Below are 21,731 nucleotides of genomic sequence, written 5' to 3'. Positions count from 1 at the left end.
GTTTTTGCATCAAGCGCGCTTGAGGAACGGGTAATCCGTATACCCCTCAGGCCCATTGGCATAATCGAACTGCGCCCGGTGCTCGTTCAACGGCGCCTGCAACCGCAGCCGCTCCACCAGGTCCGGGTTGGCAATGAAGCTGCGCCCGAACGCCACGGCGTCGATCAGCCCACGCCCGATCAGGTCTTCGCCCTTCTCGGCGGTGTAAGCACCGGCCGCGATGATCACACCCGGATACGCGGCGCGGATGGCTTCGCGGAACTCATCACGCAGCGGCTTGCCACCGGCCCAGTCCGGCTCGGACAGGTGCAGGTAGGCCAGGTTGCGCTTGGCCAGTTCGCGGATCAGGTACAAGCCGGCAGCTTCCTGGTCCTCGCCATTATCCACGCCGTTGAAGCCGCCTAACGGGAATACACGGATACCCACGCGTTCGGCACTCCAGTTGGCAATCGCTGCGTCCACGGCTTCAAGCACGATGCGCGCCCGGTTCTCGATGCTGCCGCCGTAGCGGTCTTCACGCACGTTGGCGCTCGGGGTCAGGAACTGGTGCAGCAAGTAGCCGTGGGCGGCGTGCAGCTCGATGAAGTCGAAACCGGCTTCACGGGCGTTGACAGCTGCCTGGCCGAAATCGGCAACGATACCGGCGATTTCCGCTTCGCTCAGTGCACGTGGTGTGGAGGTTTCTACACGTACCAGGTTGCCGCCCTCGTCACGCAGGGTAGTACGGGCACCCGCTGGCAGCGCCGAGGGCGCAACGGGTGCGTCTCCACCAGGTTGCAAGGTGGTGTGAGAAACGCGACCGGTGTGCCACACCTGCACGGCACTGTGGCCACCTTCGGCGTGGATGCCTTCGTTGATGTGCTTCCAGGCGGCGATCTGCTCGGGGCTGTGAATGCCGGGCGAGCCGGAGTAGCCCTTGGCCTGGAAGGAGATCTGCGTGGCTTCGGTGATGATCAGGCCAGCGCTGGCACGTTGGCGGTAGTACTCGGCCATCATCGTCGTCGGCACGTCGCCCGGCTCCAGGCTGCGCAGACGGGTGAGGGGGGCCATGAACACGCGGTTGGGCAGGGTGAGCGGACCGACTTGCAGGGGTTGGAAGAGTTTCATTGCAGCTCCAGAGGTGGAAAACCAATGGTGCGCACGATACCGACATGATTGGGGAAAGGGGGGACCGGGAGCCCGGCGCCGGGCTCCCCAATGGTGGTTTCCTGTGCCGGCCCTTTCGCGGGCACGCCCGCGAAAGGGCCGGATCAGGAAACGCTTAGCTGCGGGCCGCTCGCCCGCTCACATAGTGCGCCACATCATTGAACCCTGGTGTTGACGCATGTCCCGGCGTAACCAAGGAGTCGATGAAAGCCTCATCTTCCGCGGTGATCTTCACTGCCAATGCGCCACCATAGGTGTCCCACTGCTCCTCGGTCCGCGGCCCAACGATCGCCGAAGTGACCAGATGGTTGTTCAGCACCCAGGCAATGGCAAATTCGACGATGCCCACACCCTTGGCCTCCACATAGGCCTGGATCTGCCGGGCGATGGCCAACGACTCCTGGCGCCACTCCACCTCCATGATGCGCTTGTCCTGGCGCCCTGCACGGCTGGCGGCATCGGGCAGGGCCCCCGGCGCATACTTGCCACTGAGCACGCCACGGGCCAGTGGGCTGAAGGGCACCACGCCAAGCCCGTGTGCGGCGGCAGCAGTGAGCTGCTCCGGCTCGGCCTGGCGGTTGACGATGTTGTACAACGGCTGGCTTACCACCGGCCTGGGCACGCCCAGGCGCTCGGCAATGTGGCACACCTGGGCAATGCGCCAGCCGCGGAAGTTGGACACGCCCCAGTAACGGATCTTACCTTGGCGCAGCAGGTCGCCAATGGCCTGCACGGTCTCCTCCAGCGGCACCTTGTGGTCTTCGCGGTGAAGGTAGTAGATGTCCAGATAGTCCATGCCCATGCGTGTCAGCGTGGCTTCCAGGGCATTGAAGATATGCTTGCGCGACAACCCGCTGCGGTTGGGCAGCCCATCGGCCGGGCCAAAGCCGACCTTGCTGGCAACGACCCAGTCCTGACGATGGCGGGCCACCGCTTCACCGACGATTTCTTCCGAGCGGCCAGCGTTGTACACGTCGGCAGTGTCGATGAAGTTGATGCCTTGGTCCCAGGCTTTGTCGATGATGCGCAAGGCGTCTTCGGTGCTGGTCTGCTCGCCAAACATCATGCTGCCCAGGGTAAGGGCGGAAACCTGCAGGCCACTGTGGCCGAGGGGGCGGTAGATCATGCGCGTGTCCTTTTGCAGTCGGCTGATCTACCCGTTTTACACACAACCGGGGCGCATTGAAAGGCGCCCCGTAAATGGGCTCAACTGGCCCGTGCAGTACCCAGCGCCGCAGCCCGCGTCACACGCAAGGCCACCAGGCTACCCAACACAATCAACACCGCCAGCGAGTACAACGCAGCATCGGTCGAACCGGTCTGGTCCTTGATGAACCCGACCAGGTACGGGCTGAGGAAGCCGGCCATCTGGCCAACCGAGTTGATGATCGCAAGGCCTGCGACAGCCGCACCGGCACTGAGCAGTGCGGTGGGCATCGGCCAGAACATCGGCAGGCCGGTGAGGGCGCCCATGGTTGCAATCGACAGGCCGAGAATGGCAATGGCAGGGTTGCCGGCAAAGTTGACCGCGATCAGCAGGCCGATGGCGCCCATCAGCATCGGCACTACAAGGTGCCAGCGGCGCTCGTTGCGCAGGTCGGCCGAGCGGCCGCAGATGATCATGAACACACCGGCCAGCAGGTACGGAATGGCGCTGAGCCAGCCGATCAGCAGCGGGTTGTCGAAGCCCATGTTCTTGATGATCGACGGCAGCCAGAAGTTGATCGCATACACGCCGCTCTGGATGCAGAAGTAGACGAAGCCGAACGTCCAGATCAGCGGGTTGGTCAGTACCGCGAGCAGCCCGTCGCCGGTGGTGTTCGGCTTGCTTGCAGCGTCGGCTTCAAGGTCGCTAGCGATCACCTGGCGTTCCGCCGGGCTCAGCCATGCAGCTTTCTGGTAGCCATCGCTCAGCAGGAACACCGCCAGTACGCCCAGGGCCACCGTGGGCAGGCCCTGGATCAGGAACATCCATTGCCAGCCGGCCAGGCCATGCTGCCCGGCAGCGAAGTGCTGGAGGATCCAGCCGGAGAACGGCCCGCCAAGCAGGCCTGACACCGGGATCGCCGACATGAACAGGGCCATGATGCGCCCGCGACGGGCGGCCGGGAACCAGCGCGAAAGGTACAGCACCACACCCGGGAAAAAGCCGGCTTCGGCGGCGCCGGTCAGCAGGCGCAGGGTGTAGAACTCGGTAGGAGTGGTGACGAACAGCAGGCAGGTGGACAAACTGCCCCAGGCGATCATCATCAGCGCGATCCAGCGACGCGGGCCAAAGCGGTTGAGCGCCAGGTTGCTCGGCAGGCCGCAAAGTACGTAGCCAATGAAGAAGATGCCGGCACCCAGGCCGTACACCGTTTCGCTGAATTTGAGGGCGTCGAGCATCTGCAGCTTGGCAAAGCCGACGTTGACGCGGTCCAGGTAGTTGAACAGGTAGCAGATGAAAATGAACGGAATCAGCCGCAGTGTAATGCGCCGGTAGAGCGCGTTGCGGGTGGTGTCCGTGCCTTGGTCAAGGGCGGGGCTGTGTGCCATGATCGGGTTCTCTTTTGTTATGGTTGTCTCCGCGTCGCCTGTGCCGGCGCTCGCCCTGACGAGTCTCGGGGACTGCGGCGTGCCTGTCTTTGTGCTTTTGCACAGTGCCTGGGCCGGGCTGCTGTGCTCGGGCCCAATAGCCTAACACCCTAAGGACCCTGCAATGTTCGAACTCGACCATGACCTGGCACAGGATATCGTTGACCGGGCAATGGCCATTTTGCCGTGCAACGTCAACGTCATGGACAGCCAGGGGTTGATCCTGGGCAGCGGTGAGCCGGAACGCATCAACACCCGCCACGAGGGCGCGCAACTGGTACTGGCCAACGGGCGCATTGTCGAGCTGGACGTGGACGCGGCCAAATGCCTGAAGGGCGTGCAGCCCGGGGTGAACCTGCCCCTGATGCTCGATGGCCGGCTGATGGGCGTGCTTGGCCTGACCGGAGACCCGCAGCAGGTGCGTACGTACGGCGAACTGGTACGCATGACCGCCGAGATGCTGCTGGCCCAGCGCCATTTGCAGGCTGACCAGCAATGGCGACGGCAGCGTTGTGATGACCTGCTGGCCCTGTTGCTGGGTGGCAGCGGCGATTCCCCGCGCCTGCTTGATGAAGCCCGGCAACTGGGCCTCAAGCCGCAGCTGCCGCGAATACCGTGCTTGTTCGAGCTGGCTTCGGGGCCAGCGGCCGAGGCACTGTCGGCGTGGTTGATGAGCCGCTACCCGGACAGCTGGTGTGTCAGCCCGGCCCGCCAGTCGTTGCTGTGGTGCCGCCCGGCCAGTGTGGCGCTGGACGAGCCACGCCTGCTGGAACGCCTGCATCGTCACGGCTGGGACGTGGAGCGGCTGGCCCTGGGCAGTGCTGCACAAAGCCTTGAACAGTTGCGCCGTGGCTACCGCCGTGTTCGTGACTTGCTGGCCTATGGGCGCGAGGTGTTGCCTGGCGAACGTTTGCTCAGCCTGCAGCGCTACCGGCTGCCGGCGCTGTTGTGGCGTCATCGCAACGATGATGCACTTGATGAGTTGCTGGAGCCCTTGCAGCGCATTCGCGCCAAGGACAACAGCGGCCAGTTACTCACCACCCTGCGTGCGTGGTGTGCCCATGACGGCCAGAGCCAGGCGTGTGCCGATGCCTTGGGCATCCACCGTAACAGCCTGCGCTACCGGCTGGAGCGGATCGCCGAACTGGGCGAGGTCGACCCGCTGCGTATGGAAGGCATGCTTAGCTTGTACCTGGGGTTGCAGCTACTTCCAGCAGATTGAAGCCTGTGGCGGTAATTGTAGGAGCGGCCTTGTGTCGCGATCGGGCCGCAGAGCGGCCCCAATTTCCGGCATCAAGGCAAATACTGCGGGGGCCGCTTTGCGGCCCGATCGCGACACAAGGCCGCTCCTACAGATGATTGCATCGGCCCTCGAAGGCATCCGCCCAAACAACCCACCCAGGGTTTTGTGCATTTGACCGAGGCTCCCTTGGCAAACAACTGTCAGCATGCTGCTCATCAGGACAGGAGAATCCCCATGAAGATCGTCATCGCCCCCGACTCGTTCAAGGACAGCCTCGACGCTGCGGGGGTCGCACGCGCCATCGCTGCGGGCCTGGGCGAGGCATGGCCGGACGCGGAGCTGGTGGAGTGCCCGATGGCCGACGGTGGCGAAGGCACCATGGAGGCGATCCTGGCAGCCAGCCACGGCGAACTGCGCCGCCAGACCGTACGTGGGCCGCTGGGGCATGGTGTCGAGGCCGGCTGGGGCTGGTTGCCGCAAAGTCGCACGGCAATCATCGAAATGGCCCAGGCCAGTGGCCTGCAACTGGTGCCGGCCGGCCAGCGCGACGCCTGCCGCAGCAGCACCTGGGGAACCGGCGAACTGATTGCCGCTGCCCTGGCTGCCGGCGCGCAGCGGGTAGTGCTGGCCATTGGCGGCAGTGCCACCAACGATGCTGGCAGCGGCATGTTGCGGGCGCTGGGCCTGCGCCTGCTGGACGCTGACGGGCAAGCGCTGGAAGAAGGGGGCCTGGCCCTGGCCAGGCTGGCCCACATCGACGCCAGCAACCTCGACCCGCGGCTTGCCGAAGTGCAGTTCGAAGTGGCAGCCGACGTCGACAACCCGCTGTGCGGCGCTAACGGCGCATCGGCAATCTTTGGCCCGCAGAAGGGGGCCAACCCACAGCAGGTGCAGGCGCTGGACCAGGCGCTGGGGCAGTTTGCCGACCATTGTGCGCAACTGCTGGGGGAGGATGTGCGCGACTACCCGGGTAGCGGTGCTGCCGGTGGAATGGGCTTCGCCGCCCGGGCATTCATGGGCGCGCAGTTCCGCCCAGGTGTGGAAGTGGTGGCAGAACTGGCTGGCCTTGATGCCTTGGTGCAGGGCGCGGGTCTTGTGGTGACCGGCGAAGGGCGCTTCGATGCCCAGACACTGCGGGGCAAGACGCCGATGGGCGTGGCCCGGGTTGCCAAACGCCATGGGGTACCGGTGGTGGTGCTGGCCGGGACCTTGGGTGAGGGTTACCAGCAACTGTACGCTCATGGGGTTGACGCCGCCTTTGCACTGGCCAGCGGGCCGATGAGCCTGGAACAGGCGTGCTCCGACGCTGCCAAGTTGCTGCAGGCTCGGGCGTGTGACATTGGTCGGTTATGGCGCAGTGCGGCGCAGATCCCGGCAGGTTGATCGCCGAACCCTGTCAATCATGGGCCATTTCAAACATGGCGATGAAATTGGCCAATGCCGGGGAAGCATTCTGGGCGCTCCATTTCATGTACAAGCCGATGCCAGGCACCGGTTGTTCATCCAGCGGCCGGATCGCACAGAACTGCACACGTTCGTGCGGGGCGGAACCGGCAAACGAAGCCGGCACCAGGGCCACGCCAAAACCGCAGGCCACCAGGCCCAGCAAGGTATGGATCTGCGCGGCTTCCTGGACCACTTTGGGGTAGAAACCGGCCGACTCGCACAGGGCGATCAATTGCGCATGGTAGCCACCACCCAATGCTTGCGGCGTGAAGACGAAATCTTCATCGGCAAAGTCGCGCAGGTCGACTTCCCCCTGCTTGCCTTTCACATGCCCGGCAGGCAGGGCCATGACAATCGGCTCATCAAGCAGCCGTCGGGACTCAAGCGTGCCAGCCGGCAGCGGTAACCTGCGCATGAACCCGACATCCGCCTCACCGGCCAGTAACGCCTTGGCCTGGGTAGCCGACGGCATTTCGCGAATGCTCAACTGCACGTTGGGGTACGTCTCGCGAAAGCGCCGCAGGCTGTTGAGCAGCGAGTCGTAGTAGGCGATGGAAATCGCCGTGATGGTCAGCTTGCCGCTGACGCCTGCGGACACACTGCGCGCGTACTCGATGCCCTTTTCCAGCTCGGCCAGCGTGCGGTAAGCCGTATCGAGAAAGGCCGAGCCTGCCGCCGTCAGCCGCACCCCGCGCTTGTTGCGCAGGAACAAGCTGAAACCGAGCTTCTCTTCAAGGCGGTTGATGGCCTGGCTAAGCGGCGGTTGCGCCATGTGCAGGCGTTCGGCGGCCTTGTGAAAGTGCAGTTCTTCGGCCACGGCAATGAATTGCCGGAGCAAACGTGTCTCGACCATCCAGCATTCCTTAAGCACGGCAATCGCCGGTGATATCCATGAGATATCAAAGTTGCATGCTTTTAATATTAAGTCATTGAAATTTTTGTTGTTATCGTAAAAAGGAGAATTGAAGGTAGCCTGAAATGCCCGTTACAGACCCGTTCCACACCAACGTTGCGGCCACCGCTGGTGCCGCACAGGGCCTGGGCTTGCCTGATGCCGCGCCGCTGACCGAACGCTGGAGCTGCCTGAAGGCATGCAGCTACGTGCCCGTCAAAGTCGCCAGCACGCGGGCCGACCTGGGTGAGAGCCTGGTCTGGGATGAACGCAGTGGTGTGCTGTACTTTGTCGATATCTCCGGCGGGCGCATCAACTGCCTGACGCCTGGCGGCGAAGTGCAGACCCTGTACGAGTCCGCTGCGCGGATCGGCGCATTGGCGTTGACCAACCAGGGCAACCTGATTTTCACCGAGGATGCCAGCGTGGGCGTATTCGACACGCAGGCTCGCAAGGTACGCCAGCACTCGGCATCAGTGCACCCTCGGGCAACCTACCGGTTCAATGACGGCGCCTGCGACCCTCAAGGCCGCTTCGTCACAGGGTTGATGGACGAGACTCCAAGCGGCAAGAGCGGCGCGCTGTTCCGCTTTGACGGGCAGTTGAGCGACCAGGTGATCCATGACGACCTGGCGCTACCCACCGGCATTGCCTGGTCGCAGGATGGGCACACGGTGTACTTCGTGGATTCAGCAGCGCGCTCGATCTACCGTGCCGAGTACCTGCTCGAAGGCCGCCTTGGTGCGGTCACGCTGTTCGCCGAAACCCCCGCCGAGCTCGGGCGCCCGGATGGCCTGGCACTGGATCGCGAGGGCGGGCTGTGGGTATGCCAGTACAACGGCAGCTGCCTGTTGCGCTTTGACCGCCACGGCCAACTGACAGATCAGGTGCTGATGCCGGTACCCAGCCCCACCAGTTGCTGTTTTGGCGGGGCCGGGATGAACACCTTGTACATCAGCACCGCGCGCTTCGGCATGAGTGCTGAAGACCTGCACCACTACCCGGATGCCGGCGACGTGTATGCCATACGCCCGGAATTTGGCGGTGTCGCACGGCACTGTTTCAAGGAATGAGCAGCGGGGCCTTGCTGGCGGGCAACACCGCCAGCTCGCCAAAACGCTGAGCCGAGTCGATGTAGCGCAAGGCAGATTTGGCATCTTTCCAGCCCACATAGCTCATCAGCGACTTCAGTTCCCAGCCGTTGGCCGTGGCCCAGGTGGCGAACCCGCGCCGCAGCGAATGACCGGTATACAAGGCCGCCGGCACACTGGCGCGCTCCAGCATGCGCCGCAGCAGGCCGACCAGGCTGTTGCTGTTCAGTGCCGCGTCACCGAGGTTGCCCCAGCGGTCGAGTTTGCGGAACACCGGCCCGTGGGCAATACCGGCAACTTCGAGCCATTGCAGGTAGGCAGTGACCGGGCACAGGGCCTTGAGGGCAGGGGTGCGGTGTTGCACCCCCAGGGCTTCACGGTCGCCCTTGCTGCGCGGCAGGAACAAGGTAATGCCAACACCGGCTTCAGCCTGGATATGCTCGATGCGCAGGCGCGCCAGTTCATCACCGCGAAAACCACGCCAGAACCCCAGCAATAACAACGCACAGTCGCGCCGAGCCCGGCGCAGCGCGGCCAGGTCATGATGTTCACGGGCCTGGCGGGCTTCCTCTTCAAAACACGCCACGGCGGTTTGCACGTGTTGCAACAACAGCGGAGCAGCCTGCTTGGGCGGCGTCGGGTGCAGGGTGCGGATACCCCGTAGCACCTGGCGCACCAGCGGCGCCTTGGTCGGGTCAGGGAAGCCTTGGGCAACGTGCCATTGGCTGAGCGCAGCGAGGCGCTGGCGCAAGGTGCTGACGGCGTGTTGGTCTGCGTGGTCGGCCAGGTAGCGGGCAATACTCTCGGCGGTGGCCGGGAGAAACCCGCCCCAATGGGTTTCGAAGTGCTCGATGGCGGCCTGGTAACTGCGCCGGGTGTTGTCACGGGTGGCGGCGCGAAGGTAGCGCTCGATATCGGTCATGGTGCGGGTGCCGGCGGGTGATGTGCACACGATAAACCGAAATGACCGGTAATGCATGCCTGCACGGCCGCTCCTACGGGTTAGCGTACCGGTAATGAATCATCCATCATTTTTTTCAACGGCGCATATTCGGCCGCACTTACCGGTACCAGCCCACTGGCATCCTGCGAAGTGACAAACGCCGCAAGGGCCTGCGGCTCATCGAGCATGGCTTTGCGAATACGGTTTTTCAGCGCCGGGCACAGGCTGGCACTGAACACATACGGGTCATAGTAGATTGGCTGCGATCGCCACTGCGCCTTTAGCCGGGTCGGCCCGATGGCATGCCGGGCCAGATAGGCATCGGTGCGCTCGCTGGCGACGAATGCAGCATCGACCCGACCCTCCAGTAGCGCTTCCAGTGCCTTGTCGTGATTCCCGGCATACACCAGCGCACCAAAGAACTGCGACAACGGCATGCCCACCCTGGCGGCAAATTCGACATTGGGTACCAGGCTACCCGAAGTGCTTGCCGGATCGCTCAGGGCTACGCGCCGGCCGCGCAGCGCCTCGATACTGTCAGGGCTGTCACCCCGTGTCAGCAGCAGTGCCTGGTAATGGCTGCCAGCCGGGGTATAGGGGCCGGCACTCAAGGTGAAGGTGGCAAACGGCTCGACCCGGGGGGCGCGACGGTGGGCCAGCACGTACGAGGCCGGGCCAAGGCGAGCGATGTCCGCGCCACCGGAAACAATCGCATCCACCACGCTTTCGTACGATGCGGCAATCACCAGCTCTACGGGTACGCCAGCGGCCTGGCTCAGCCGTTGCAGCAAAGGTTGGTGCTCACGCGCCATGTCTTCGGGGCTTTTGATCGGTATGACAGCCAGGCGCAAGCTGTGGGGTGTGCAATCGGCCAGAGCGGCAGTGGCCGACGTGTTGGCCAGCAGCAGCCATGCCAGTGTTTTCAATACACGCATGACTTTTCCTCGATGCCGTTGAAGGGCGGGTAAGCGCTTAGCTGTGCGGGCGACAGCGGCCGGCTGAAGTGGTAGCCCTGGGCGATATCGCAGCCGGCGAGCTTCAGGCACACCACCTGCTCGCGTGTTTCCACCCCTTCGGCGACCACTTCCAGGCCCAGGCGTTTGGCCAGGATGATGGTGGACGACACGATCGGGCTGTCGTCGTGGCTGTTGGACAGCGGCGCGATCAGCGAGCGGTCGATCTTCAGCTTGCTCAGTGGCAGCGAATGCAGGTGCGCAAAGCCCGCGTAGCCACGGCCGAAGTCATCCAGGCTGATACCCAGGCCAGCGCGGCGCAGGGTGTGCAGGTGCTCGACCGCCGTACCTTCGGGGTCGAGGATGGTGGTTTCGGTAATTTCCAGCTCAAGCCGCTGCGGGGCTATTGCATACCGTTGCAGTTCACCCAGCAGGCGGGTAGCGAAGTCGCCCTGGCGTAGTTGCAGGGCGGAGACATTGACCGCCAAGCGCGTTTCCCGGCCTTGGCTATCCCAGCCCGACAAGGCCTCACAGGCCAGGCGTAGCACCTCCCAACCCAGGTCGACAATGAAGCCGCTGCGCTCGGCCAGGTCGATGAAGCGGTCCGGGTACAGCAGGCCGAATTCGGGGTGGTCCCAGCGCACCAGCGCCTCGTAGCCCAGCACCTGCTGGGTGTCCAGGCGGATCTGCGGTTGGTAATGCAGCACGAACTGGCGCTCGGCCAGCGCGCCGCCAAAAGCCTGTTCAAGGGTGAACGCCTGGATGTCGGCCAGGTTGAGCGAGGGGTCGAAAAAGCGGTACTGCGCCCGCCCGGCCTGTTTGGCCGAATACATCGCGGCATCGGCACTGCGTATCAGGCTGTCGATGTCCTGGCCGTCACGTGGGCAGATGCTCACACCCACGCTGGGGCTGGTGTTGACCTCCTGGCCGTCCAGGGCATAGGTGGCGGACAGCCGCTGCACCAGCTCCCGCACCCAGGCGTTTATTTGTTCTTCGCTGCGCTCGCCGGCCAGCAGCACGACGAACTCGTCGCCGCCAAAGCGCGAGGCTTCGTCACCGGGCTCCAGCAAACGCTGGATGCGCCCAGCCACGGCCTGCAGCAGCAAGTCGCCGATCTTGTGCCCGAGCGAGTCGTTGATTGACTTGAAGCGGTCCATGTCGATGAACAGGATGGCCATCAACCGGCGCTTGCCCCGCTGGCGGGTGAGCGCCTGGCTTGCAACCTCGACAAACTGGCGACGGTTGTGCAGCCCACTGAGGTGGTCGGTGGCGGCGGCATGGCTGCTGCGTCGGTGCTCGTCTTCAAGGCGGCCGATAAGCTGCTGATTTACCTGCTGGGCCTGCTCCAGTGCGCTGAACGCTTCCTGGCGCTTGCGCAGCAGGCGCAACGTCCACACCAGGCTGGCGAGAATCATCAGCGTCATGCTCAGGTTCAGCCAGAACTGCCGGGAATAGGCCAGCGTCGAGGGCGCGAGGATTTCATCCTGGCGCTGGCTGACCACCACGCTGAACCCACGCTCTGGAACATGGCGGTACAGGCTCTGGTAAGCATCACCGGCTGCGTACTGGGTCAGTATGCCGGCATCGTTGCCGGTATCCGGCAGCCCGGGGAGCAATGCATCGCCGGCCACCACCACACCGCTGGTGTCTATGCGCAGTCGCTCCAGGCCATCATCCTGCAGCAGGCGTACCAGTCCGCTGCTGCCCAGGTCGATATGCTGGAACAGCACCGCCAGGTAACCGATGTCCAACTGCACCACGAGGATATTGTCGATATCGCGGCCGGGCAGGTCGGTCAATGGCAGCAGAAAGGGCAGGCGCCAGTTGGGCAGGGTGGCCGGCTGGTCGGGCGGTAGCACACGGGGCAGAAAGGGCTTGAAACCGTAGTGGGCAACGTGCTTTTGCAACTGGTGTAGCCAGTCTTCGGGCAGTACCTTGGCCTCGTCCGAATGGCTGGCCGACAGCAACCGGCCTTGCCGGTCGTACAGGCTCATGCGCTTGAACACTGGGTCTTCGGCCAGTATCCGCGCCAGGCTGAAGTTGCCCTGGCGCAATACCTTCATGTCGTCCTGGGTAACGCGTCCCACGGCCTGGGCGCGGTCGACCAGTTGGCGCAGGCTTTCACCGACGATGCTGGCCAGGTTCAGGTGCTCGGTGGCCTTGGCCGACAGCGCATCCTGGCGGGCGGCGCTTTTCTGGGTAATGTGCAGCCCCCAGAGAAAGGCCAGGGTGGCTGCACACAGCATCAGGATCAGCAGCCGCAGTAGGCTGGCGGATGAAAGCGAACGGCGAATCACTTCTGTTGGTTCCCGACCCTGGGCGATGGTCGAAAAATACGACAAGCAGATGACAGGCTGATGACTGATATCAAATTGCCTTTAAGGATTTCCCGTATCCGCCAAGGGGGCTTGCACGCGCGCGGTTTCCTCCTCTATGTAGCTCATCAATGCGCTGACCTCGGCATCGCCCAGGCGCATGTTGGGCATGGCCAGGCGGTTGTATTGCTCGTACAGCAGCATGGCCAAGGGGTCTTTTTCTGCCAGCATGCGGTCGGGTTCCTTCAACCAACGGGTCAGCCAGTTGGCATCACGCTGGCGGGTGACACCCAGCAGGTCAGGGCCGATGGCGGGTTGCCCCGGCTCCATGTTGCCCAGGGTGTGGCAGGATGAGCAGCGGGTGCGGAAGATCTGCTCGCCACTGCTTGGCGGGCGGACTTCGGGGGCCTGGGCGTAGTCATTGTTCATGGCGCTGGCCTGCTTCCAGTTGTGCAGGCTGTTGCCCAGGCGGTCGGCCAGGATATAGGGGCTTTCGAAGGGCGATGCCTTCATCCAGCGGCCGGTGGCCTGGTTGCCGATGATCAGGCTCAGGTTGTGATCTTTGGAGCGGCCGTTTTCCAGACCGTCGATCCACAGCCCCAGGCTACGGCGTAAACGTTCGATGTCGTCAGGTTCGCCGGTGAGCAGCGTCCAGCCTGGGCCGATGCCGAATTTTTCAGCGTAACGCTTCAGTGTGGCAGGCGTGTCGTTGTAGGGGTCGATGCTGATGGAGTAGAGGAATATGTCCTTGCCGATCCGGTCGCCAAGTATTTTCTGCACCTGGCGCAGGCGCGCGGTTTCCACTGGGCAGGAGTCCGTGCAGCCGGTGAAGATGAAATTGATGGCGACCACCTTGTCCTTGATCAGGTCGTCGAAGAAATGCACTTTGTTGCCGTCCTGGGTGAGCAGGGGGATGTTCGGGAAGTACTCGGCACCCCAGGGTGTTTCAGCTTCTTCAGCCACCGGTTGTTGCCGCTGGAGTGGCCAGAGCGGGATGCTGGCGGCAAACAGAGCAAGCACCAGAAGGAAACGCCATGAGCCGGGCATGATGCAGTCCTCGTTGATTGGCAGAGGGGGCCGCCAGGCGACCCCCTCTTTACGCTCACTGGTATTTGACTGGCGCTGTCACCGTTTGCCCCAGCGTCGATTTCACGGTGACCGTCGCCGGTGTGGCCGGGCCGAAGCCGGTGGTGGTTACAGTCACCCGCCAGCGGGCTCCGGTGGTAGTAGGGGTCAGCGTGGCATTACCCAGGCTTACCGGGCCACCGGTGGTTGCGACGGTCGCACTGATGCTGTTACCCGTGGCCACCGTGGTCGTCCCCTGTATGTCCCAGGTGAAGCGGTTGCCGCTGCGCACCTGTACCGTGGCACTGGTGACCTGGATCTGGTCGACCGCTGCCGCCTGGCTCACCGCGATGCTGACCGTGGCCGGGTTCACCGACTCGGCACCTTTGGCATCGCGCGCCGTGTAGTTGAAGCTGGCGGTGAACGGCGTGGCGACCGTGGCCGGTGGGGTGTAGGTCACCGTAGTGCCGTTGCTGCTGGCGCTACCCTGGCCAGAGTCCGGCTGGGTCAAGCCGACGACCGTCAACGGCAGGTTGCCTTCCGGGTCGGTGTCGTTGGCCAGCACGTTCAAGGTGACCGGTTTGCCAGCGGTGGTTGCCGCACTGTCGTTGGCCGCCACCGGAGGCTTGTTGGCCGCGTCATCGTTGTCGTCCTTGGCTTTGGTGCGGAAGGTTGGCAAACCCACCGAGGCCATGTACTGCACGCCATCCCAACCTGGCAGCGGGGTCGGCATCACCTGGAACTGCCCTGGGTGCTCAATGTCCCAGCGCAGCAGCATCGAAGTGTCCTCATGCTGGGTGTTGTGGCAGTGCTCCATGTAGGTACCGGCGAACTCGCGGAAGCGGATGGCCATTTCAACTTCTTCCGACGAGTCGGCATCCGGCCCGATGCGGTACACGTCCTTCCGTGCCCATTTTTCCCACTCTGGCGGCGCCTTGCCGTCACGGCTAAGGATCACGCCTTCCTCGAAGTGCACATGCACCGGGTGGCTCCAGCCGTTGCCACCGTTCACGATCTTCCATACTTCCAGGGTGCCGTCGCCGCTGAAGCCGGCATCGGTGGACTGGTTGGCCAGTTGCGGCGCCGCACTGATGCGCCGCGGGTCCATGCTGTAGCCAAAGCCGCCATCGGTCTTGATCGTCCAAGGCGTGGTGTCGGTGCCGTCGGAGCGGCCGAAGATGAACTCGCGGTGGCGGGCATCCTTGATCTTGGCTTGGTCGGCGGCCGAGTTGCGGTCAATGGGCAGCGGCAGCATTTTCAGGCCCGCGGCCTTGCCCGGCTTGGCCGGCTCGTAGGCGACCGGGTCCATGCTCACATCCTGGCCGCTGTAGGGCTGCACGATCAATTGCAGGAACTTGCCCACCAGCGGGTCGCCATTATCCCATTGCGGGCCTTTGCTGGTCTGCTTGATCACTGCCTTGTACTTTTCCGACAGCACGTCGGCCAGCGAGATGGCACCTTCCGGGCCCTTGCCGGTGCGGTGTTCCTCAATGTTGACGAAGTACAGCTTGTCGCCCACCTTGATGCCGTTCTTGGCGAAGTTGATGATGATGTCGTAGCGCTCGGCGATGCCTTGCAGCGGCAGGATGCCGTTGTTGTCCTGCAGGTTGCCGTCACCGTTGAGGTCCATGGTGCCGTCGAATGGCACGGCGTGCTCCATGATGTTGCCGTCGTTGGCAATCATGTGGAACGGCACCCGCGCATACGACACGTTGGAGCCGGATGGCCCCTTGAATTCCCCGCTGGTCCCGGCAATTTCACGCACGACTGCAAATTTGAAGTAGCGCGATACCGAGCCGTTGAGCAGGCGGAAGCGGTAACTACGCGCACGCACCTTGAGCTTGGGCTGGTACTGCCAGTTGACCAGCATCTGGTCGCCAAGGAAGCCATCGGTGTTGAACGGGTTGAACCACAGTTGGCCGTTGGCATCCCAGGCCTTGTCGGCCATCACCAGGTTGACGTCATAGTCGCGGTTACCCCACGGCATACCCGAACCGCTGGGGAAGCGCAGGTTGACGCCATCCTGAAGGGCTTCGTTGCCGCGGTCCAGGGCGCTGTAGTAGTTCATCATCACGGCGTTGCCCTTGTAGACGTTCTGCGCCGTGAAATCCATCATGTGGTCGTGGAACCAGTGGGTACTCATGGTTTCACGCCAGTCACCGCGGATCTTGATGCTGCCGTTCTGGCAGGTTTTCAGGCCTGGCGAACCGTCGTTGACGAACAGGGTTTCACCCGGGGCGCAGGGGAACGCGGCCCGGGGGTCCTGGGCGCGGGTGTTGATGGTGTCATAGCCTGCCAGCTGTACCGGCCAACGGTAGTCATAGTACTGCCCAGGGAAGAAGTAGGCGTTGGCAAAGCCATCGCTCTCAGCCGGGGAATGGCCGTTGTGCTCGTGGGTCGAGATGGTATGCAGGCCAAAGCCGCCATTGGCCGAAGGGTCGATTGGCAGGGCGTTGTAGTGCCGCATCAACACGGGCTGGCCATAACGCACCATCAGCAACTTCGTCGGGAAGGTGCCGTCGAAGGTCCACAGTGACTTGTGGTTCTGCAGGGGCATGTTCGGGTGGAAGCGGGTGTCGATGCCCTTGGTGGTGCCCAGTGTGGTTGGGATGTCGGAGGTCTGGTAGTACAGCCCGCCCGGGGCGAATTCACCGACCGCATAGTTGTGCAATTGTTTACGGTCGCGCAGGCCCTGGTTGATGCGCGCGCCGGCCTGCGCGGTCTTGAACGCGGTCTGTGGGTAAAACTCGTTCCAGCGCTGATGAGACCAGCCCTTTCCTGGTGGGCGGCCTTCAGCCGGGGAACCGACAGGTTGGCGGTTGAGGAACATCTCGATCTGCGCCTTCCACGGGTTGCGGTCCAGTACGTTGGAATACTGGGTGGGGAACGGGTACAGGCCCGGTTGCTTGAGGAATGCTTCCAGGGCGTTGCCGCTCGGGCCGCTGCGGGCCACGACGTTGGGGTCCTGCGCCGGGGCCGCACCCAAGGTGGGGACCGGGAAGGTCAGGCTGGGCGGTGGCAGGGTAGGGTCTAGCTTTTCTGTGCCGAACTCTTCGAACAGCAGCAGTTGCTGGGTAAAAGGCTGCGCACCGAACAGCGGGCTGGGCTTGCCATTGGTGGGGTATCGGTCCGAGGTTTGCAGGGCCGGCGGCAGCACGTTGTCGGTGCGCACCGTGTTGCGGTCACCGTACACGCCATTGGTCAGCTCCAGCGAGCCCTGGTTGGCTTCCGGCAATGTATTGAGGTTGAGCAGCGCCGGCGTTGGGTCGGCAGGCTGGTCGGTATAGGCCGACGGGTCGGTGGGCGGCGGCGGGCTGTTGTCGTCGAGGGGGGCGGCCACGACCGTGATCAGCCCGAGGCTGAGCATCAGCGCAGTGACGGAGGACAGCTGGAATACGTGCCTGGTTGGGTGGATCACGGCAGGTGTTTTCATTGCCTTATGCCTCGCTCGCGGCGTTATGGCGCTAAGCCATCAATGGCGTTTTGCCCGGTAAAAGGCCTTGAGCAACGGCTGTGCCAACAGATATTTCAGTAATGCTTTGTTAAACAAATCCTTGTGGCGCCTGATGCGCGCTAAATAACGGGGCGTCAAAAATGGGGCTGATTCCCCACATGCGGGCCCCCATTACCCACAGATTGGGTGCAGTGGGTAGTGACAGCACCCGCGCCCTGGGGTATACCTGAGCGCCACCAAGGGGAGCCCGGCAACGGGCTGAGAAACCGCTGTGGGCTGCAGCGCGGTGACCCTTCGAACCTGATCCGGATCATGCCGGCGAAGGGATGGGACTTGTTACCTGCCTTTTTGCCGGCCTCACTGCGAGGCCCGTTCATGCCAACTGCCAAGGTCTCGCTGTCACCCTCATCAAGGACAGCAACATGACCGAACGTTTCAGCCAGTCCCTGCGCCGCCAAAGCGAACCGACCTGGTCGGCGGCCGTTGGCCACCGCTTCGTGACCCAATTGTGCGACGGCAGCCTGCCGGACCCGATCATGGTCAACTACCTGGTGCAGGACCACCGCTTCCTCGACAGCTTCCTGACTTTGCTGGGTGCAGCGATTGCTACGGCCGACACCTTCGAGGCGCGCCTGCGCTTTGGGCGTTTTGCCGGCATGATCAGCAGTGACGAGAACACCTATTTCCTCCGCGCCTTCGAGGCGTTGGATGTAAGCCCTCTGCAACGCAGTGAGCCGGCTGATACTGCGCCAACCGCAGGTTTCAAGGCGATCATGCGCGAAGCAGCAGCCACCCGCTCCTACGCGGCGGCGCTGGCAGTACTCAATGTTGCCGAAGGCCTGTACCTGGACTGGGCGCTGAAGGCGCCCAAACCCATGCCGGACAATTTCGTCCATGCCGAGTGGATCACCCTGCACGACAACCCGGCCTTCCAGGCTTTCGTCGCCTTCCTTCAAGCCGAACTGGACCGCGTTGGCCCGCAGCAAGCTGCACTGGCCAGTGACTTCTACCAGCGCACCGTCGCGCTGGAGCTGGCCTTCTTCGACGCCGTCTACCCGGAGGGCAATTGAGCATGGATATCTTCGAGCGCCTGAAGACCGCTGCCACGCAACAGTGGAACAGTTACGTCGACCATGACTTCGTGCGCCAGATGGGTGAGGGCACGCTGAGTGAGGACGCCTTCCGGACTTACCTGGTGCAGGATTACCTGTTCCTTGTCCAGTTCGCCCGTGCCTGGGCGCTGGCAGCCTACAAGAGCCGTCGCACGGCTGATATCCGTGCCGCTCAGACCACGCTGGCGGCGATTCTGGATGAAACCGAGCTGCACTTGCGCCTGTGTGCACGCTGGGGGTTGACCCAAGCGGATATCGAGGCCGCGCCCGAGCACCAGGCCACTGTCGCCTATACCCGCTATGTGCTGGACTGCGGTGCAGCCGGCGACCTGCTGGAGTTGCAGGTGGCACTGGCGCCTTGCGTGATCGGCTATGCCGAGATCGGCAAGGCACTGGCGCAACGGATTGGCGACTTGAGCAACCACCCTTACCGCGAGTGGATTGGCGAGTATGCCGGGGAAGGCTACCAGGGCGTGGCGGCGGCTGCGCGCAAGCACCTGGACGAGTTGGCGGCACGGAGCATGACCGAGCAGCGTTTCGCCGAGCTGGTGGGGATTTTCGGGCAGGCTTCCAGCCTGGAGGCGGACTTCTGGCAGATGGGGTTGGATGGGGCGTAATCTGCTGCCCCCATGAAACCCGACATGATGGATTGAGCAGTGTCCCTTTGGGAACGCATCAGGGTCGACAGGTGTTGGTCACAAGATATGCAGCGCCTGTGAGATCGAGCGCCGCCCGCGCGGCGCTCGATCTCACAGGCGCTGAAGGTGCCGTGGCAAGCACCCACAACTTCTTCTGCTCCCTGAGTGTCAACTACCCAATCCGGATCCGCTTTGGTGCACTTGCGCCTCAAATCGAGTCACAGGCCACACTTTCAATTCGCCAATTCAGCGCTTTAATGTTCACTGTGCACATGACGCGCAGTGCCATGCGCCTGTTCCTGACGTGCTCCCAGGCCCTGTAGAAAGCGGCCCGCATATTGCTCTTCCAGCTCCCAACTACAACCCGGAGCCCCGTGCAATGAGCTCACCCAGCGAATTCCCCCTCAGCGAAGCCCCGCAGTCTGCCCGCAAGGGCCTGCTGCCGATTGCCATGGTCCTGTTCAGCTTCACCTTCTTCACCGGCACGATGTTCGCCGGCGGCAAGCTGGGCATGGCCTTCAATTTTGTCGACATGTTGTGGGTGGCTACCATCGGCAACAGCCTGCTGGCCCTGTATGCCGCGGCCCTGGCATTCATCGCCTCGCGCAGTGGCCTGAACACGGTGTTGATGGGGCGCTTCTGTTTTGGCGAAGCCGGCAGCCGGCTTTCGGACTTTCTGCTGGGGTTTGCCGAGCTTGGCTGGTACGCCTGGGGCACGGCCACCGTGGCCATCGTGCTGGTCAAACTGCTGGGGCTGGCGGAAGGCTTCAGTGTCCCGTTGATGGTGTTCTTTGGCCTGGGCTTCAGCATCACCGCCATCATCGGCTTCAAAGGCCTGGATGTATTGTCTCGCGTGTCGGTGCCGTTGATGTTCGTGTTGCTGGTGGCTTCGATGTACATCGCCACCCGCGATGTCGGTGGATTTGCCGGGCTGGCGGCAGTGGTGCCGCATGAAACCCTGACCTTTTCGGCAGCAGTGACCATGGTCTTCGGCACCTTCGCCAGTGGTGCTACCCAGGCTACCAACTGGACACGGCTGGCGCGCAGTGGCCGGGTAGCGGTAATCGCCAGCGTCGTGGCGTTCTTGCTGGGTAACGGCCTGATGGTGGTGGCAGGCGCCTGGTGCGCGATGGTTTACCAGCAGGCCGATATTGTCGAAGTGATGATGCTGCAGGGCCTGTCGTTTGCCGCAGTGGTGATGCTGTGCCTGAACCTTTGGACCATTCAGGGGCCGACCATCTACAACGTGTCGGCCGCCGCCTGCCACTTGTTGCGCAGCGAGCGCAGGCGCACGGCAACCCTGGTGGCCGCCGGGGTCGGCATTGTGCTGGCGATCGGCGGCATGTACGAAATGCTGATCCCGTTCCTGGTGCTGCTGGGCTCGATCATTCCGCCGGTGGGCGGGGTGATCATGGCCGATTTCTGGTATCGCCACCGGGGCAAGTACCCGGCGCTGGCGTCGGTAAGCCTGCCACGCTACAACCTGAACGGGCTTTTTGCCTATGCCGTGGGCGCGCTGCTGGCGTATGCCTCGCCTTGGGTCGCGCCGCTGGTGGGTATTGGAGCCTCGGCGCTGTGCTACATCGTAATGCTTGAGCTGGGCGAGCGGCGCCGGGCGCCGGGCCAGGCGGGCATCGAGCCGTGAGCCTGGCGCTGGATGAGATCCTGCATTTGCCCGGCCTGCACGAAATGCGCGTGCGGGCCGGCGCGCGCAACCTGCAGCGACGGGTGCGTTGGCCGTATGTGGCGGAAAACGAGGGCATTGCTGAATGGGTAATGGGCGGCGAGCTGGTGTTCGTCACCGGCATCAACCACCCGCGTGGCGAGGCCAACCTGCTGGGCCTGGTGGAGGACGGCGACGCGGTGGGCATCGCCGGTATGGTCATCCTCACGGGCGGCAGTTTCATCCAGGCCATCCCGCCCGCCGTGATTGCCCGCGCCGAGCAACTCGGCCTGCCGCTGATCGAGCAACCCTATGCATTGAAAATGGTGGTAGTTACCCACCTGATCGGCACGGCGCTGGTGCAGATGAGCCAGGTGCGACGCTCACGCAACGATATCCTCGGCCAGTTGTTCACCGGCGACTACCCGAGCCTGGCGATTGCCCGGCAGCGGGCGGCGCATTTGCAATTGACGCTGGATGAGCCGCGGCGCCTGCTGGCCTTGCGCCTGTCGGGTGTGGATGGACTGTTCGAGCGCCACGGGCTGGCCCTGGGCGAGCGTAGCTGGCAGCTTACCCGCCAAGCCCTGGAAGACCACCTTGACGCCTGGTGCCGTCAGCGGCCGGGGAGCGTAACAGCGCAATTGCCGGGTGACCTGTTCGTGGTGCTGCTGGCCGAAGCACACGACCTGCCCGAGGCATTGACCACCCTGTATCGGCAGTTGCAGGTTGTGATGGGTGAGCTGAGCCTGTTCATGGGCCTATCGTGCCTGGCGGATGATTGCGCGCATTACCGGCAGGCGCTCAACGAGGCGCGCCAGGCGTTGGAGGTGGCGCAGCACCTGCGCCCGGCCAACGGATACTGCAACTACAGCGAGCTGGGCGTGCTGCGCCTTTTGCAAGGTATTGTCGACCGCTCGCTGATCGATGACTTTGTCAGCCGAACCCTCGGCCCGCTGATCGCCCCCGGGCGCAAGCAGGCAAATGCCCTGGTGCACACGCTCGACGCGCTGCTCATGGAAAATGGCAATGGGCTTAAAGCTGCGCAGCGCCTGGGGCTGCACCGCAACACCATCAATCAGCGCATCCAGCGCATCGAACAACTGAGCGGTCAGTCCCTGGATGACCCGCTTTTTCGCATGAATGCTTCAGTCGCCATGCTGGTATGGCGCATGAGCGAAGCCCACGGCAAGGAGTAA

At 63.5% G+C, this 21,731-nt stretch carries 16 protein-coding genes and 1 riboswitch; of the genes, 7 read left to right on the top strand and 9 right to left on the bottom strand.

Annotated elements, in window-relative coordinates; translation table 11 throughout:
- Positions 1–9 precede the first annotated feature (9 nt).
- The 3 genes from ACQKPZ_RS02115 to ACQKPZ_RS02105 form a co-directional block, all read right to left on the bottom strand.
- Positions 10–1,107 carry an alkene reductase gene (locus ACQKPZ_RS02115; RefSeq protein WP_427535267.1) on the bottom strand — a complete coding sequence of 366 codons (1,098 nt, stop codon included), beginning with the start codon at positions 1,105–1,107 and terminating at the stop codon, positions 10–12.
- A gap of 154 nt (positions 1,108–1,261) precedes the next feature.
- Positions 1,262–2,272, bottom strand: coding sequence for an aldo/keto reductase (locus ACQKPZ_RS02110; protein WP_427535265.1), 1,011 nt, complete (start codon positions 2,270–2,272; stop codon positions 1,262–1,264).
- An 80-nt stretch (positions 2,273–2,352) separates the two neighbouring features.
- Positions 2,353–3,681 (bottom strand): MFS transporter, encoded by a 1,329-nt coding sequence (locus ACQKPZ_RS02105; protein ID WP_427535264.1) that lies wholly within the window; start codon positions 3,679–3,681, stop codon positions 2,353–2,355.
- 163 nt (positions 3,682–3,844) lie between these two features.
- On the opposite strand from ACQKPZ_RS02105, the gene ACQKPZ_RS02100 reads away from it, so the two are divergent.
- Both ACQKPZ_RS02100 and ACQKPZ_RS02095 read left to right on the top strand, forming a co-directional pair.
- Complete coding sequence (locus ACQKPZ_RS02100; protein WP_427535263.1) at positions 3,845–4,942, top strand: sugar diacid recognition domain-containing protein; 1,098 nt, start codon at positions 3,845–3,847, stop codon at positions 4,940–4,942.
- A 255-nt stretch (positions 4,943–5,197) separates the two neighbouring features.
- Positions 5,198–6,346 (top strand): glycerate kinase, encoded by a 1,149-nt coding sequence (locus ACQKPZ_RS02095; protein WP_427535261.1) that lies wholly within the window; start codon positions 5,198–5,200, stop codon positions 6,344–6,346.
- A 13-nt stretch (positions 6,347–6,359) separates the two neighbouring features.
- Here ACQKPZ_RS02095 and ACQKPZ_RS02090 read toward each other — a convergent pair whose 3' ends face one another.
- Positions 6,360–7,262, bottom strand: coding sequence for a LysR family transcriptional regulator (locus ACQKPZ_RS02090; RefSeq protein ID WP_427535260.1), 903 nt, complete (start codon positions 7,260–7,262; stop codon positions 6,360–6,362).
- Positions 7,263–7,387: 125 nt separating this feature from the next.
- Here ACQKPZ_RS02090 and ACQKPZ_RS02085 point away from each other — a divergent pair, with 125 nt between their 5' ends.
- The gene (locus ACQKPZ_RS02085) at positions 7,388–8,374 is read left to right on the top strand and encodes an SMP-30/gluconolactonase/LRE family protein (protein WP_427535258.1); all 987 of its coding nucleotides are present in this window, start codon (positions 7,388–7,390) and stop codon (positions 8,372–8,374) included.
- On the opposite strand, the gene ACQKPZ_RS02080 is transcribed toward ACQKPZ_RS02085, so the two are convergent.
- The 5 genes from ACQKPZ_RS02080 to ACQKPZ_RS02060 all read right to left on the bottom strand — a co-directional run bounded on the left by ACQKPZ_RS02080 (position 8,364) and on the right by ACQKPZ_RS02060 (position 17,101).
- Positions 8,364–9,314 carry a site-specific integrase gene (locus tag ACQKPZ_RS02080; protein WP_427535257.1) on the bottom strand — a complete coding sequence of 317 codons (951 nt, stop codon included), beginning with the start codon at positions 9,312–9,314 and terminating at the stop codon, positions 8,364–8,366. The two genes, ACQKPZ_RS02085 and ACQKPZ_RS02080, sit on opposite strands and share 11 nt — an antisense overlap.
- 80 nt (positions 9,315–9,394) lie before the next feature.
- Positions 9,395–10,270 (bottom strand): phosphate/phosphite/phosphonate ABC transporter substrate-binding protein, encoded by an 876-nt coding sequence (locus tag ACQKPZ_RS02075; RefSeq protein ID WP_427535255.1) that lies wholly within the window; start codon positions 10,268–10,270, stop codon positions 9,395–9,397.
- Positions 10,258–12,585 carry a putative bifunctional diguanylate cyclase/phosphodiesterase gene (locus ACQKPZ_RS02070; RefSeq protein ID WP_427535254.1) on the bottom strand — a complete coding sequence of 776 codons (2,328 nt, stop codon included), beginning with the start codon at positions 12,583–12,585 and terminating at the stop codon, positions 10,258–10,260. Before ACQKPZ_RS02070 ends, ACQKPZ_RS02075 begins: the two co-directional genes overlap by 13 nt.
- An 81-nt stretch (positions 12,586–12,666) precedes the next feature.
- Entirely contained in the window at positions 12,667–13,650 is a 984-nt protein-coding gene (locus tag ACQKPZ_RS02065; protein ID WP_427535252.1) for an SCO family protein, read from the bottom strand.
- A 55-nt stretch (positions 13,651–13,705) separates the two neighbouring features.
- Complete coding sequence (locus ACQKPZ_RS02060) at positions 13,706–17,101, bottom strand: Ig-like domain-containing protein (RefSeq protein WP_427535250.1); 3,396 nt, start codon at positions 17,099–17,101, stop codon at positions 13,706–13,708.
- A 250-nt stretch (positions 17,102–17,351) separates the two neighbouring features.
- Positions 17,352–17,466, top strand: a riboswitch (TPP riboswitch).
- A gap of 78 nt (positions 17,467–17,544) precedes the next feature.
- Here ACQKPZ_RS02060 and ACQKPZ_RS02055 point away from each other — a divergent pair.
- The 4 genes from ACQKPZ_RS02055 to ACQKPZ_RS02040 all read left to right on the top strand — a co-directional run bounded on the left by ACQKPZ_RS02055 (position 17,545) and on the right by ACQKPZ_RS02040 (position 21,731).
- On the top strand, positions 17,545–18,192 hold the full coding sequence (locus tag ACQKPZ_RS02055; RefSeq protein ID WP_427535248.1) for a TenA family protein: 648 nt from the start codon (positions 17,545–17,547) through the stop codon (positions 18,190–18,192).
- A 2-nt stretch (positions 18,193–18,194) separates the two neighbouring features.
- Positions 18,195–18,851 carry a thiaminase II gene (tenA, locus tag ACQKPZ_RS02050; protein ID WP_427535247.1) on the top strand — a complete coding sequence of 219 codons (657 nt, stop codon included), beginning with the start codon at positions 18,195–18,197 and terminating at the stop codon, positions 18,849–18,851.
- 400 nt (positions 18,852–19,251) lie between these two features.
- A complete protein-coding gene (codB, locus tag ACQKPZ_RS02045; protein WP_427535245.1) occupies positions 19,252–20,517 on the top strand; it encodes a cytosine permease in 1,266 nt (421 codons plus the stop codon).
- The gene (locus tag ACQKPZ_RS02040; RefSeq protein ID WP_427535244.1) at positions 20,514–21,731 is read left to right on the top strand and encodes a PucR family transcriptional regulator; all 1,218 of its coding nucleotides are present in this window, start codon (positions 20,514–20,516) and stop codon (positions 21,729–21,731) included. Before codB ends, ACQKPZ_RS02040 begins: the two co-directional genes overlap by 4 nt.

It is taken from the genome of Pseudomonas sp. NPDC089547, assembly GCF_050280665.1.
Classification (GTDB): Bacteria; Pseudomonadota; Gammaproteobacteria; order Pseudomonadales; family Pseudomonadaceae; genus Aquipseudomonas.
The sequence above is the reverse complement of the archived record's forward strand: the minus strand, read 5'-3'. Positions and strand labels throughout refer to the sequence as shown.

Excerpts from the sequence above, each read along its gene's own strand:
- ACQKPZ_RS02115 (WP_427535267.1), bottom strand. The coding sequence starts at position 1,107 with ATGAAACTCTTCCAACCCCTGCAAGTCGGTCCGCTCACCCTGCCCAAC.
- ACQKPZ_RS02110 (WP_427535265.1), bottom strand. The coding sequence starts at position 2,272 with ATGATCTACCGCCCCCTCGGCCACAGTGGCCTGCAGGTTTCCGCCCTT.
- ACQKPZ_RS02105 (WP_427535264.1), bottom strand. The coding sequence starts at position 3,681 with ATGGCACACAGCCCCGCCCTTGACCAAGGCACGGACACCACCCGCAAC.
- ACQKPZ_RS02100 (WP_427535263.1), top strand. The coding sequence starts at position 3,845 with ATGTTCGAACTCGACCATGACCTGGCACAGGATATCGTTGACCGGGCA.
- ACQKPZ_RS02095 (WP_427535261.1), top strand. The coding sequence starts at position 5,198 with ATGAAGATCGTCATCGCCCCCGACTCGTTCAAGGACAGCCTCGACGCT.
- ACQKPZ_RS02090 (WP_427535260.1), bottom strand. The coding sequence starts at position 7,262 with ATGGTCGAGACACGTTTGCTCCGGCAATTCATTGCCGTGGCCGAAGAA.
- ACQKPZ_RS02085 (WP_427535258.1), top strand. The coding sequence starts at position 7,388 with ATGCCCGTTACAGACCCGTTCCACACCAACGTTGCGGCCACCGCTGGT.
- ACQKPZ_RS02080 (WP_427535257.1), bottom strand. The coding sequence starts at position 9,314 with ATGACCGATATCGAGCGCTACCTTCGCGCCGCCACCCGTGACAACACC.
- ACQKPZ_RS02075 (WP_427535255.1), bottom strand. The coding sequence starts at position 10,270 with ATGCGTGTATTGAAAACACTGGCATGGCTGCTGCTGGCCAACACGTCG.
- ACQKPZ_RS02065 (WP_427535252.1), bottom strand. The coding sequence starts at position 13,650 with ATGCCCGGCTCATGGCGTTTCCTTCTGGTGCTTGCTCTGTTTGCCGCC.
- ACQKPZ_RS02060 (WP_427535250.1), bottom strand. The coding sequence starts at position 17,101 with ATGAAAACACCTGCCGTGATCCACCCAACCAGGCACGTATTCCAGCTG.
- ACQKPZ_RS02055 (WP_427535248.1), top strand. The coding sequence starts at position 17,545 with ATGACCGAACGTTTCAGCCAGTCCCTGCGCCGCCAAAGCGAACCGACC.
- tenA (WP_427535247.1), top strand. The coding sequence starts at position 18,195 with ATGGATATCTTCGAGCGCCTGAAGACCGCTGCCACGCAACAGTGGAAC.
- codB (WP_427535245.1), top strand. The coding sequence starts at position 19,252 with ATGAGCTCACCCAGCGAATTCCCCCTCAGCGAAGCCCCGCAGTCTGCC.